At 67.0% G+C, this 12,365-nt stretch carries 12 protein-coding genes; 3 read left to right on the forward strand and 9 right to left on the reverse strand.

Going from position 1 to position 12,365, the window contains the following annotated elements; all coding sequences use genetic code 11:
• Nucleotides 1-21 precede the first annotated feature (21 nt).
• The 3 genes from AC1ROY_RS05175 (at nucleotide 22) to AC1ROY_RS05185 (ending at nucleotide 2,947) form a co-directional block, all read left to right on the forward strand.
• A complete protein-coding gene (locus AC1ROY_RS05175) occupies nucleotides 22-996 on the forward strand; it encodes a Bug family tripartite tricarboxylate transporter substrate binding protein (protein WP_493147528.1) in 975 nt (324 codons plus the stop codon).
• Nucleotides 997-1,058: 62 nt separating this feature from the next.
• Nucleotides 1,059-2,033 carry a Bug family tripartite tricarboxylate transporter substrate binding protein gene (locus AC1ROY_RS05180; protein WP_493147529.1) on the forward strand — a complete coding sequence of 325 codons (975 nt, stop codon included), beginning with the start codon at nucleotides 1,059-1,061 and terminating at the stop codon, nucleotides 2,031-2,033.
• Complete coding sequence (locus AC1ROY_RS05185) at nucleotides 2,030-2,947, forward strand: DMT family transporter (RefSeq protein ID WP_493147530.1); 918 nt, start codon at nucleotides 2,030-2,032, stop codon at nucleotides 2,945-2,947. Before AC1ROY_RS05180 ends, AC1ROY_RS05185 begins: the two co-directional genes overlap by 4 nt.
• Before the next feature lie 6 nt (nucleotides 2,948-2,953).
• On the opposite strand, the gene AC1ROY_RS05190 is transcribed toward AC1ROY_RS05185, so the two are convergent.
• The 9 genes from AC1ROY_RS05190 to nuoN form a co-directional block, all read right to left on the reverse strand.
• Nucleotides 2,954-3,694, reverse strand: coding sequence for a hypothetical protein (locus tag AC1ROY_RS05190; RefSeq protein ID WP_493147531.1), 741 nt, complete (start codon nucleotides 3,692-3,694; stop codon nucleotides 2,954-2,956).
• A 27-nt stretch (nucleotides 3,695-3,721) separates the two neighbouring features.
• Nucleotides 3,722-4,411 (reverse strand): ABC transporter ATP-binding protein, encoded by a 690-nt coding sequence (locus AC1ROY_RS05195; RefSeq protein ID WP_493147532.1) that lies wholly within the window; start codon nucleotides 4,409-4,411, stop codon nucleotides 3,722-3,724.
• The gene (locus AC1ROY_RS05200) at nucleotides 4,404-5,657 is read right to left on the reverse strand and encodes a lipoprotein-releasing ABC transporter permease subunit (RefSeq protein WP_493147533.1); all 1,254 of its coding nucleotides are present in this window, start codon (nucleotides 5,655-5,657) and stop codon (nucleotides 4,404-4,406) included. The genes AC1ROY_RS05195 and AC1ROY_RS05200 overlap by 8 nt, the downstream gene beginning before the upstream one ends.
• Complete coding sequence (proS, locus tag AC1ROY_RS05205; protein ID WP_493147534.1) at nucleotides 5,657-6,970, reverse strand: proline--tRNA ligase; 1,314 nt, start codon at nucleotides 6,968-6,970, stop codon at nucleotides 5,657-5,659. The genes AC1ROY_RS05200 and proS overlap by 1 nt, the downstream gene beginning before the upstream one ends.
• A 388-nt stretch (nucleotides 6,971-7,358) precedes the next feature.
• Entirely contained in the window at nucleotides 7,359-7,619 is a 261-nt protein-coding gene (locus AC1ROY_RS05210; protein WP_493147535.1) for a DUF1467 family protein, read from the reverse strand.
• A gap of 134 nt (nucleotides 7,620-7,753) precedes the next feature.
• Nucleotides 7,754-9,388 carry a ribonuclease J gene (locus AC1ROY_RS05215; protein WP_493147536.1) on the reverse strand — a complete coding sequence of 545 codons (1,635 nt, stop codon included), beginning with the start codon at nucleotides 9,386-9,388 and terminating at the stop codon, nucleotides 7,754-7,756.
• A gap of 26 nt (nucleotides 9,389-9,414) precedes the next feature.
• Nucleotides 9,415-10,209, reverse strand: coding sequence for a type III pantothenate kinase (locus tag AC1ROY_RS05220; protein ID WP_493147537.1), 795 nt, complete (start codon nucleotides 10,207-10,209; stop codon nucleotides 9,415-9,417).
• A complete protein-coding gene (locus AC1ROY_RS05225) occupies nucleotides 10,193-10,933 on the reverse strand; it encodes a biotin--[acetyl-CoA-carboxylase] ligase (protein ID WP_493147538.1) in 741 nt (246 codons plus the stop codon). Before AC1ROY_RS05225 ends, AC1ROY_RS05220 begins: the two co-directional genes overlap by 17 nt.
• Before the next feature lie 10 nt (nucleotides 10,934-10,943).
• Nucleotides 10,944-12,365, reverse strand: coding sequence for an NADH-quinone oxidoreductase subunit NuoN (nuoN, locus tag AC1ROY_RS05230; RefSeq protein WP_493147539.1), 1,422 nt, complete (start codon nucleotides 12,363-12,365; stop codon nucleotides 10,944-10,946).

Here is a 12,365-nt window from a genome sequence, read left to right on the forward strand (position 1 = left end):
AGAAACGAACGGGGGGATATCATGCTCACACGGAGAGCCGCGCTGCCTGCGCTCCTCGCGGCGCCCTGGCTGGGCCGCGCCGCTGCGCAAGGCGAGGCCGGCGATTTCCCCAACAGGCCCATCCGCGTGATCGTGCCCTATTCCGCCGGCGGCCAGGGGGACACCATCGCGCGCTCGATCCAGCCGCGGATGAGCGAGGCGCTCGGCCAGCCCGTGGTGATCGAGAACCGCACCGGCGCCGGCGGCACCATCGCCGCCGGAATCCTGGCCGCCGCGCCACCCGACGGCCACACGCTGATGCTGGACGCGACCTCCTTCCTGATCGTGCCGCTGGCCGTCCGCGGCCTCGCTTTCGACTACGAGACCGCCTTCGCGCCCGTCGGCATCGTGGCGGAGCAGGCCTATGTGCTGGGCGTGACGGCGGGGCTGGAGGCCGCGAACCTCCAGGGGCTCCTGGCCCTGGTGCGCCGGAGCGGACAGACCATGCCCTATGGCACGCCGGGGATCGGCAGCATCGGGCATCTCGCGGGCGCGCTGCTGGCGAGCCGGTCGGGCCTGCCCTTCGAGCACGCGCCCTATCGCGGCGGCGCCGACGTGTCGCGCGACCTGGCGGCGGGCACGCTGCCGATGGGCATCATCACCTTCAACTCGCTCACGCCGACGCTGCAGAGCGGGCGGGCCCGGGCGCTCGCGGTCACCAGCGGCATAAGGCGCGGTGACCCGAGCGTGCCCACCATCGCCGAGAGCGGCTTTCCCGGCTTCGATCTGACGAGCTGGAACGCCCTCTTCGCCCCGGCCGGGACGCCGCCCGCGGTGATCCGGAAGATCGCCGCGGCTGCGAACCTCGCGACCTCGGATGCCACGGTGCGGCAGCGGCTCGCCATGATCGGCAGCGAGGCCACGGAGCTGCAGGCGGACACCTTCGCCGCCCGGCTGGTGACGGAGCGCGCGGTGGTGAAGAACATCGTGCGCGAGGCGGGAATCGTCTTCTCGTAGCGCCCTGGCCGGTTCGCGCGCGCGGGCCTAGCCTCCCTCCGAAGAAGATGTCGGAGGACACCATGCTCACACGCAGAGCCGCGCTATCAGCGCTCCTCGCCGCCCCCTGGGTGGGCCGCGCCATCGCGCAGGGCGAGGCCGGGGATTTCCCCAACCGGCCCATCCGCGTGATCCTGCCCTATTCGGCCGGCGGCCAGGCGGACACGATCGGCCGCACGATCCAGCCGCGGATGAGCGAGGCGCTCGGCCAGACCGTGGTGATCGAGAACCGCACAGGCGCCGGCGGCTCGATCGGCGCGGGCATCGTCGCGGCCGCGGCGCCCGACGGCTACACGCTGCTGCTGGACTCCGCCGCCTTCCTCATCGTGCCGCTGGCCGTGCGCGGGCTCACTTTCGACTACGAGACGGCCTTCGCGCCGATCGGCTTTGTCGCCGAGCAGCCCTATGTGCTCGCGGTGACGCCGGAGATGGGCGTGTCGGACCTGGCGGGCTTCCTGGCCGCGGTGCGGGCGGGCGGGGAAACGCTGCCCTACGGCACGCCGGGCGTGGGCAGCATCGGGCACCTCGCGGGCGCGCTGCTGGCGAGCCGGGCGGGCGTGCCGCTGGAGCACGTCTCCTACCGCGGCGGTGCCGAGGTGGCGCGCGACCTCGCGGCGGGCACGCTGAAGATGGGGCTCCTCACCTTCAACTCGCTGACGCCGGTCATTCAGAGCGGGCGGGCGAGGGCGCTCGCGGTCACCAGCGGGATCCGGCGCGGCGACCTCAGCGTCCCGACCATCGCGGAGAGCGGCTTTCCCGGATTCGACGTGACGAGCTGGAACGCCCTCTTCGCGCCCACGGGCACGCCGGGGGCGGTGATCCGGAAGCTCGCGGCGGCCTGCAACCATGCGACCAGCGATGCCGGGGTGCGCCATCGGCTGGCCGGGATCAGCAGCGAGCCCAACGAGGCGCAGCCCGACGCCGCCGCGGCGCGGCTCGCGGCGGAGCGCGCGGTGGTGAAGTCGATCGTGCGCGAGGCCCGCATCGTCTTTCAGTGAAGCCGGCCTATCCTGGGACGGACATGTCCGACGCCTCGCCCCAGGCCCGCAGGCTCGGCCTCCTGCTTCTCGTCGTGACCACGACGGGCTGGGCGCTGAACTGGCCCGGCATGAAGATCCTGCTGCGGGAGTGGCCGCCGCTGGCCGCGCGCGGGCTGGCGGGGGTGGTGGCGGCGCTGATCCTGGCGGCGCTGGCGTGGCGCGCGGGGCAGACGATGCGGGTGCCGCGCGAGGCCTGGCCGCGGCTGCTCTTCGCGAGCTTCACCAATGTCGTGGCGTGGATGGGATTCGGGACGCTCTCGATGGTGTGGCTGCGTGTCTCGGAGGGGGCGCTGCTGATCTACACCATGGCGCTCTGGGCGACGCTGCTGGCCTGGCCGATCCTGGGGACGCGGCCGACACTGCGGCAGGTGGCGGCGCTGGTGCTGGGGTTCTCGGGGATCGCGGTGCTGTTCGGTGGGCAGGGGTTTGCGCTGGGGGTGGATAAGCTGCCGGGGGTGGGATTCGCGCTGGGGGCGGCGGTGCTCTTCGCGCTGGGCGCGGTGCTGAACCGGAGGCCGCTGCCGATCTCGCCGCTGGCCTCGGCGGCGTGGCAGGTTGGGCTGGGATGCTTGCCGATGCTGGTCTTCGGGTTCTGGGTGGAGCAGCCGCGGTGGGGGGCGCTCTCGGCGAACGGATGGGCTGTGCTGGTCTATATGACGCTGGTGCCGATGGGGCTCTGCTACGTGGCGTGGTTCGAGACGCTGCGAAGGCTGCCGGGGACGGTGGCGTCGATGGGGACGCTGCTGGTGCCGCTGATTGGGGTGATTTCCGCCAGTCTGATGCTGGGGGAGCCGCTGGGGTGGCGAGAGGGGGTGGCGATAACACTTGTCATTGGAGGGGTAATATTAGCGATAACTTCGCCTCCCGGCTGACACAAGTTAACGTAAAGGTTTGTAATGCTTGTTTATTGTTGTTGGTTTGAATTTCTTGTGATAAAGATCCGATACAAAGTATCCTGCGGCTTTATGAAATTTCCCGAAAAAACCATCTCTCCTCAAAATACGAGACACAAATCTTTCGAACTTTGTCCTCGTTTCCCGCAATCTAACAGAATATTCATCCTCTTCGTATTCATAAGAAAAGCCGAAATATAAATTAGACGATTTGACAAATTTCTTTTCGTCTATTTCTTTTGTTTCAATTTTTTTGATTTCATCAACTGATATATCAAACAAAAGAAGCGAATTCAATTGCATTATTATTTCTTCATATTCATAACCGATATCATAAGGTATTTTAAACCATCTAGTTTCCCCTGTGAATTTAACCTTGGGCAATTCTCCCACATATAGTTCAAAAATTAATAGTTCTTTTTTAAAAGCCTCCAAAGTTTGAAAGCATTTTTGCATTGCCGAAACCGCACTGCCGTGTCTTTTTATGTAATTTTCTTTATTTTCAAATACATACCCGATAGCCGGCATTATTTTTCGTGCATTTTTAATATTGGCATCCAAATCCCATAGCAACATCAGTGTTTTTTCAGCTAATTCAATAGCTCGATTTCCCAACGTTGATCGACGCCAGGCACTAAACGCAACATACGCCGCTATTAAGGCGACAAACGCTGAAATGATTTGGAATCCGCCGGAAATAAGGGCAGCTTTCATTTGCTCGCTCAAGATAGCATCTCCCAAATTATTCCATCGCTAATTTCCACTCGTTTCAACAATAGCACCATGATGGAGAGTCACCACCCGATCCATCCGCGCCGCCAGCGCGGGATTATGAGTCGCAATCAGCGCGGCCAGGCCGCGATCCCGGGCCTCCCGCAATAACTCCCCGAAGACCAGCTCCGCCGTCGCCACATCCAGGTTCCCCGTCGGCTCATCCGCCAGCAGCACCTTCGGCGCATTGGCCAGAGCCCGCGCGATCGCCACCCGCTGCTGCTCGCCGCCCGAGAGCTTGCCCGGCCGATGATCCAGCCGCGCGCCCAGCCCGAACTGGCTCAGCAACTCCCCAGCCCGCGCCTTCGCCTGCGACCGCGACACTCCCGCCGCGAGTTGCGGCAGCACCACATTCTCCAGCGCGGAAAACTCCGGCAGCAGGTGATGAAACTGGTACACGAAGCCGATCGTGTTCCGCCGGATCGCCGTCCTTGCGTCGTCCGAGAGCGTGCCCGCCGCCCGGCCCTCGACGAACACCTCGCCGCCATCCGGCCGCTCCAGCAGACCCGCCAGATGCAGCAGCGTCGACTTGCCCGTCCCCGAGGGCGCCACCAGCGCCACGATCTCGCCGGCCTGCAAGCTCAGATCCGCGCCCTTCAGCACCTCCAGCACCCCGGCCTCGGTCTTGTAGCGCCGCTCGACGCTGCGCAGCTCCAAAGGCGCACTACTCATTGCGCAGCATCTCCACCGGGTCCGTCTTCGCGGCCCGCCAGCTCGGATAGATCGTCGCCAGCAGCGCCAGGGTCAGCGCCAGCGTCACCACCTGCCCCACCTCGTTCCAGTTCAGCACCGCCGGCAGCTGCGTGAGGAAGTAGATCTCCGCGCTGAACAGCTCGGCGCCGATCACCCACTGCACGAATTGCCGGATGTTCTCGATGTTCTCGCAGAACAGCACCCCCACGATGAACCCCGCCAACGTGCCCGACACGCCGATCCACGCCCCGCACATCAGGAAGATCCGCATGATCGACCCGCTCGTGGCGCCCATCGTGCGCAGCACCGCGATGTCCTTGCCCTTGTCCTTCACCAGCATGATCAGCGTGGAGATGATGTTGAAGGCGGCCACGATGATGATCAGCGTCAGGATCAGGAACATCACGTTCCGCTCCACCTGCACCGCCGCGAAGAAGCTGCTGTTGGAATCCTGCCAGTCGATGATGCGCACCGGCTGGCTCAGCGCCCGGCGGATCTCGCCGTTGACCACGCGCACCCGCGTCGGGTCCTGCACGAAGACCTCGATCTGCGTGACCGCGTCGGCCCCCGTCTGGAAATAGACCTGCGCGGCCGGCAGCGGCAGGAAGACGTAGCTGCTGTCGTACTCGTTCATGCCCACTTCGAAGATCGCCACCACCGTATAGGCGCGCAGCCGCGGGATGGTCCCGATCACCGTCGCCCGACCCTGCGGGCTGATCAGCGTGATCTTGTCGCCGATGTTGAGCCCGAGCCGGTAGGCCAGCCGCGTGCCGATGGCCACCGCGTCGTCGCCCTGGAACTGCTCCAGCGAGCCCGCGCGGATATTGCCGGCGACGATGGCCTTGGCCCGCAGGTCCTCCGGCCGGATGCCGCGCGCGAGGCCGCCCGTGGCGGAGTTCCCGGCGCCCGAGAGCAGCACCTGGCCCTCGACCACCGGCGTCGCCGTGACCACGCCGGGCAGGCCGCGGATGGTGCGCGTGATGGCGTCGAAATCGCGCAGGTTACCCTGGCTGGCGGCGTAGATGCCCATATGGCCGTTGAGGCCGAGGATGCGTCCGAGCAGCTCCTGCCGGAACCCGCCCATGACAGACAGCACGATGATGAGCGTGGCCACGCCCAGCATGATGCCCACCAGCGAGAAGGTGCCGATGATGGAGGTGAACCGATCGCTTTTGCGCGACATCAGGTAGCGCATCGCGACGGTGCGCTCGAAGGCCCCGAACATCAGGCGGTGAGCTTGTTGAGGGCTTCCTCGAAGGACAGCTCCTCCCGCTCGCCCGTCATGCGCCGCTTGAGCTCCACCTTGCCAGCGGCCGCGCCGCGCGGGCCCACGATGGCCTGCCAGGGGAAGCCCATCAGGTCCGCATCGGCGAACTTCACGCCGGCGCGCTCGGAGCGGTCGTCATAGATGGCGTCGTCCGGCATGGCCGCGTGCAGCTTCTCGCAGAGCGCGTCGCAGGCGGCGTCGCCGACCTTGAGGTTCAGGATCGAGAGCTTCCAGGGCGCCACCGGATCGGGCCACTTGATGCCGTTCTCGTCGTGGTTCGCCTCGATCAGCGCCGCCACCAGCCGCGAGACGCCGATGCCGTAGCTGCCCATCTGCGGCGCCACCGGATTGCCGTCCGGCCCGGCGACGGAGAGCCCCATCGGCTCGGAATACTTCGTGCCGAAGTGGAAGATGTGGCCGACCTCGATGCCCTTGCCCTCGCGCCGGCTGGCGGCGTCCACGCCGGACCAGGCGGCCTCGTCGTGCATTTCCTCGGTGGCGGCATACATCGACGTCACCTCCTCGAAGAAGCCCTTGAGCGCGGGGACGTCGTCATTCCCGACCTCGGTGCCGGCCCAGTCCAGCCCCTCGAACTTCGAGTCGTAGAAGACGGTGCTCTCGCCGGTCTCGGCCAGGATGATGAACTCGTGCGACAGCTTGCCGCCGATCGGGCCGGTGTCCGCGCGCATCGGCACCGCCTTCAGCCCCATCCGCTGGAAGGTGCGGAGATAGGCCAGGAACATCTGGCGGTAGGAGTGCTCCGAGCCCTCCTTCGTCAGGTCGAAGGAATAGGCGTCCTTCATGAGGAACTCGCGCCCACGCATCACGCCGAAGCGGGGGCGGACCTCGTCCCGGAACTTCCACTGGATGTGGTAGAGGTTGCGCGGCAGGTCGCGGTAGCTGGTCGCATAGGCCCGGAAGATGTCGGTGATCATCTCCTCGTTGGTCGGGCCGAAGAGCATCTCGCGCTCGTGCCGGTCGGTGATGCGCAGCATCTCCTTGCCGTAATCGTCGTATCGTCCGGACTTCTGCCAGAGATCGGCCGGCTGGATGGTCGGCATCAGGATCTCCTGTGCGCCGGCGCGGTCCTGCTCCTCGCGGACGATCTGCTCGACCTTGCGCAGCACCCGAAGCCCCGCCGGCAGCCAGGCATAGATGCCGGCCGAGGTCTGGCGGATCAGGCCAGCCCGCAGCATCAGGCGATGCGAAACGATTTGCGCCTCGGCAGGCGTTTCCTTCAAAGTGGGCAGGAAGGCACGGGTCAGGCGCAAGGCGGTTTCCTCGTCAGGTCAAACGGCTGCGGACCCTAGCCGAGAAACCATCGCACCGAAACGGGCGCCACGGCGACGCAACAATGCTGCGTTGCAGCATCCAGAATTCTTCAAAAATGTCTTGAGTTGTCCGGGCGAAAGCCGTAACAAAAAGAAAGGGCCACCCCCCCATAGGGGAGCGGCCCAAGTTTAGGGAGGAAACGCCAGTCACACGGCAGAAAGAGGAAAGCCCTCTCTCTGAAACCAAGATTGCCGCAAAGCCCCTTCAAGGCTCAACGCCAAAGGGAGCTACAGACGGCGAAAAAAAGAGCGTTCATTCAATGGATGCTCAAAATCGAGGCGGCGATCCGGGGAAGCCCAGATAGCCGCCTTTTCTTTGTGCAGGTGGTCAGTCCGGGATGGCGAGCCAGGCGTCGCGGAAGCTGATCCAGTTGCTCTCGATGAGCAGATAGACGCCCAGCCAGAGAATCGTCGCCACGATGGTCGTTATGATGACCTTCTGCAGGATGCGCGGCTGCTCGGGCGCGCCGCGCCAGCCGCCGGCCTCCGGATCGCCCTTGGAATCAGGGCGGACGCCAATGGGGAGCACGGCGAAAAGGGCCGTCCACCAGATGATGGCGTAGACGACGAGGCTCAGGAACCAACCCATATGCGCGCTCCTTGAGGGGGCTTTGCCCCCTCAAACTCCCCCAGCAAGAACCTCAGGTTCTTGCATCTCCGATCAGTATAAGGGTCCAGGGCCCAAAGCCCTGGCGGGGGTTCCAGGGGGCAGAGCCCCCTGGGCTACACCCTCAGAAGATGCACCTCGACATTCGGGCGCTTCTTCAGCCTGCGTCCGACCGCCTTGCGCAGGACCGTGCGCGCCGCCTCGGTCAGCGCATCGTTCTCGCGGCGCAGCCCCTTCGGCAACTCGCCCACGCCGCGCGCCAGCTCGTCCTCGAGCTGCCCCGATTCGGGACCTTCCGCCTCGAACAGCCCCGGCGCCGAGACGCGCGGCCGGCCGACGATCCGGCCCGCCTCGTCCACCGCCAGGCTCGCCACCACCACGCCGTTGAACAGCATGCGCTTGCGCGCGCCCATCACGCCGCCCTCGAGCGGCAGCAGCCGGTTGCCGTCCACCACGAGCCGGCCGACGGGCACGCTGCCCACCACCTTCGGCTCGTTGCCGGAGAGGCGCAGGATGTCGCCATCCTCGATCACGATCGGATCCGCCCCGCTATCCTCGGCGAGATCGGCATGGGCCGACATGTGCCGCCATTCGCCATGCACGGGGACGGCGAACTTCGGCTTCACCAGGGAATAGAGCCGCTTGAGCTCGTCGCGCGCCGGATGGCCGGAGACATGGACGGCATGGTCGTCGGCCGTCATGACGTGGCAGCCGGCCCGGGTGAGCTCGTCCTGGACCAACAGGATGCCGCGCTCGTTGCCCGGGATCATGCGGCTGGAGAAGATGACCGTGTCGCCCTCGCCCAACGAGATGTTCGGATGGGTGTCGGCGGCGATCTTGGCCAGCGCCGAGCGCGGCTCGCCCTGGCTGCCGGTGCAGATGATCAGCAGATGATCGTCGGAGAGGGTGCCCGCCTCCTCCTCGGAGACGAAGTCCCTGACAGCTTCGAGATAGCCGCACTCCCGTGCGGAGGCGACGGCATTGCGCAGGGAGCGCCCGAAGAGCGCGACCTCGCGCCCCGCCGCCTGCCCGGCCAGCGCGATGGATTCGACGCGCGCGAGGTTGGTGGAGAAGCAGGTCACCGCCACGCGGCCCTTGAGGCCCTTGATGATGGCGTTGAGGTTGCGCCGCACCTCGGCCTCGGAGCCGGAATGCCCCTCGACCATGGCGTTGGTGCTGTCGCAGACCATGGCCAGAACGCCCTCCTCGCCGAGCTTGGCGAAGGCGGCCTCGTCCGTGGGCGGGCCGATGAGCGGGTGCGGGTCCAGCTTCCAGTCGCCGGTGTGCAGCACGGTGCCGTGACGGGTGCGCAGCACGAGCGCGCTGGCCTCGGGCACGGAGTGGGTGACGCGGAGGAATTCGAGGTCGAAGGGCCCGACCTTGCGGCGGCCCGGCAGCGGCACGGTGTCGATCTCGACGTCATGGCCGAGGCCGGCCTCGCCCAGCTTGCGCCGGAGCACCGAGGTCACGAAGGGGCCGCCGATCACCGGGCAGCGCAGGCTGGGCCACAGATGCGCGACGGCGCCGATGTGGTCCTCATGCGCGTGGGTGATGACCAGGGCCAGCAGGTCGTCCCGCCGTTCGGAGAGCCAGGCGGGATCGGGCACCATGACCTCGACGGCCGGGTTGTCCGGGCCGCCGAAGCCGATGCCGCAATCCACCGCCAGCAACTTTCCGTCGCAGCGATAGACATTGAGGTTCATGCCGATCTCGCCCGTGCCACCGAGCGGGATGAAGGCCAAATCGTCCATATGTTCGATGGGAGGTTCTTTGCGGTTCACAAAAGGTCTTTTGCTGAGATGGGGGCGGGGTTGCGCGATGCCAACAGGCGTAGCCCCTCCAGCGTGATATCGGGATCGATTCGTTCGATCAGCGTGGTCCCCTCGGCGAGAAGGGGGGCGAGGCCGCCCGTGGCGATGACCTTCATCTTCGGCAGTTCCGCCTCGTTGCGGATGCGGGAGACGATGCCCTCGATCATCCCGACATAGCCCCAGAAGATGCCGGACTGCATGGCCGAGACGGTGTTCCGCCCGATCGCCGCCTGCGGCCGGCCGATGCCGATGCGCGGCAGGCGGGCGGCGGCGCGATGCAGCGCCTCGATGGAGAGGTTGATGCCCGGGGCGATGACGCCGCCGAGATAGGAGCCCTCGCCGTCCACCACGTCGAAGGTCGTGGCCGTGCCGAAATCGACGACGATCAGCGGGCCCTTGTAGTGGTGGTGCGCGGCGAGCGAGTTCAGCAGGCGGTCGGCGCCCACCTCCTGCGGCTGGTCGACCTTGATCTCGAAGCCCCAGTCCAGGATGGAGCGCGCGATCAGGGGCTCGGCCCCGAACCAGTCGCGGCAGAGGCGGCGCAGGTTGTAGAGCGCCGCGGGCACCACGGTGCCGATGACGCAGCGATGGACATCGGCCGGCTTCAGCCCGGAATGCTGCATCAGAGTGAGCAGCCAGACGGCATATTCGTCGCTGGTGCGGTCGGCGCGGGTGGCGATCCGCCAGCGGCCGCGCCACTCCTCGCCGTCATGCACGGCGAAGACGACGTTGGTGTTGCCGGCGTCAACAGCGAGAAGCATGCCCGTCCCCGATCACCTCGCCCGCGTGGAAGATCCGCGGGCCTTCGGCCGTGGCAAGGCGCAGCCCGCCATCCTCGGCGAGCCCTTCGTAGCGGCCCGCGACAGGGTTGTCGCCCTGCCGGAGGGTCAGGACAGTCCCGCGCGGGGGGCCGCGCTCCTCCCAGGCAGCGCGGACGGTCGCGAAGCCGCTTTCAGCGCGGATCCCGTGCCAATGGGCGAGGCGGGCGATGAGGGTGGCGGCAAATTCCTCCGGCGGGATGGGGCCCAGGCAGGCGACGGCGCGGCCCTCGACTTCCGGCGCATGGGCGAGGTTCACGCCGAAACCCAGCACCAGATGGGCGATGCCGCCGGCGGGGTCCAGCGCGGCCTCGGCCAGGATGCCAGCGAGCTTGGCGCCTTCCTCCATCAGGTCATTGGGCCATTTCAGCCGGAGCGGACGGCCGGGGGCGTGGTGGGTGGCCGCCTCGTGCAACGCCACGGCGGCCAGCAGCGCGTGGCCGGCGATCTCGCGCGCGGGCCCGGCCGGGCGCAGCAGGACGGAAAGATGGAGGTTGCCGGGCTGGGACTGCCAGGCCCGCCCTGCCCTGCCCCGCCCCTGGCTCTGCCGGCGCGCGAGGATGGCGAGCCCGCCCGCCTCGCCCTGCTCCGCCAGCTCGATGGCCAGGGTCTGCGTGCTGGGCAGGCTGTTGTGGACGCGGAGCCGCCAGCCCGCGGGCCCACTCACCCAATATTCCTCAACCGATGATCGCCGCGACCGCGTGCTTCGCCGCATCGAGCAGCATGGCCGGGAAGAGGAAGAAGAAGAGGGTGAAGAGCCCCGTCCCCGCCAGCACGACGGAAACGCCGGCCGGCCGCACGTCGAAGCCCGTCGCCGACGCGTCGAAGTACATCACCTTCACGATGCGCAGGTAGTAGTAGGCCGAGACCACCGAGGAGAGCACGCCGATGACCGCCATGGCCCAGAAGCCCTGCTCGATGGCCGGCAGCAGCACGTAGAGCTTGGCGAAGAAGCCGGCCATCGGCGGGATGCCCGCCATGGAGAACATGAAGATCGCCATGGCCAGCGCCATCGCCGGATCGGACCGGCCGAGCCCGGCCAGGTCGTCCACGCCCTCGACGGCACGGCCGTTGCGCCGCATGGCGACCAGCACCGCGAAGGCGCCGATGTTCATCGCGATATAGATGGCCGTGTAGACCAGCACGCCGCGCAGGCCCGTCTCGCCGCCGACGGCGAGGCTCATCAGGATGAAGCCGACATGGCCGATGGAGGAATAGGCCATCAGCCGCTTCACGTTGCGCTGCCCGATGGCCGCGAAGGCGCCGAGGACCATGGAGAGGATCGCTGTCAGCACGATCACCTGCTGCCACTGGGCGATCACGTCGCCAAAGGGGCCGGAGAGCACGCGCACCAGCAGCGCCACGGTCGCGACCTTGGGCGCCGAGGCGAAGAAGGCGGTGACCGGGGTCGGCGCGCCCTCGTAGACGTCGGGCGTCCACATGTGGAAGGGCACGGCCGCGATCTTGAAGGCCAGCGCCGCGATCACGAAGACGATGCCCACGATCACACCGGCGGAGATGCCGGCCTCGGCCGAGAGCGCGTCGGCCAGCCGGTCGAAATTCGTGGTGCCCGCGAAGCCGTACACGAGCGAGGCGCCGTAGAGCAGCATGCCAGAGGCGAGCGCGCCCAGGACGAAGTACTTCAGGCCGGCCTCGGCCGAGCGCGGGTTGTCGCGGTCGAAGGCGGCGAGGACGTAGAGCGGCAGCGACATCAGCTCGAGCCCGAGATAGAGGCTCATCAGGTCGTTGGCCGAGATCATCCCCATCATGCCGACGGTGGCGAAGAGGACGAGGACCGGGAACTCGAAGCGCGACAGCCCCTCCTTCGCGTTCCAGTCCAGCGCAAGCAGCAGGCCCAGCGCGGCCGCCGCGAGGGCCAGCAGCTTCATGAAGGCCGAGAAGTCGTCGGCGACGTACTGCCCGCCGAAGGCCGTGCCCTCGGCCTGCATGATGACCAGCACGCCCGTCAGCAGGAAGGCGCCGATCACGGCCATGGTGCAAGGGAAGGTCGTGTCCCGCTTCGGGATCACCCCGAAGACGAGGATGGCGAGCCCGCAGACGGACAGCACCAGTTCCGGGAGGGCGAGGGTCCAGTTCAT

The organism is Roseococcus sp. GW821-FHT12F05, from assembly GCF_058806835.1.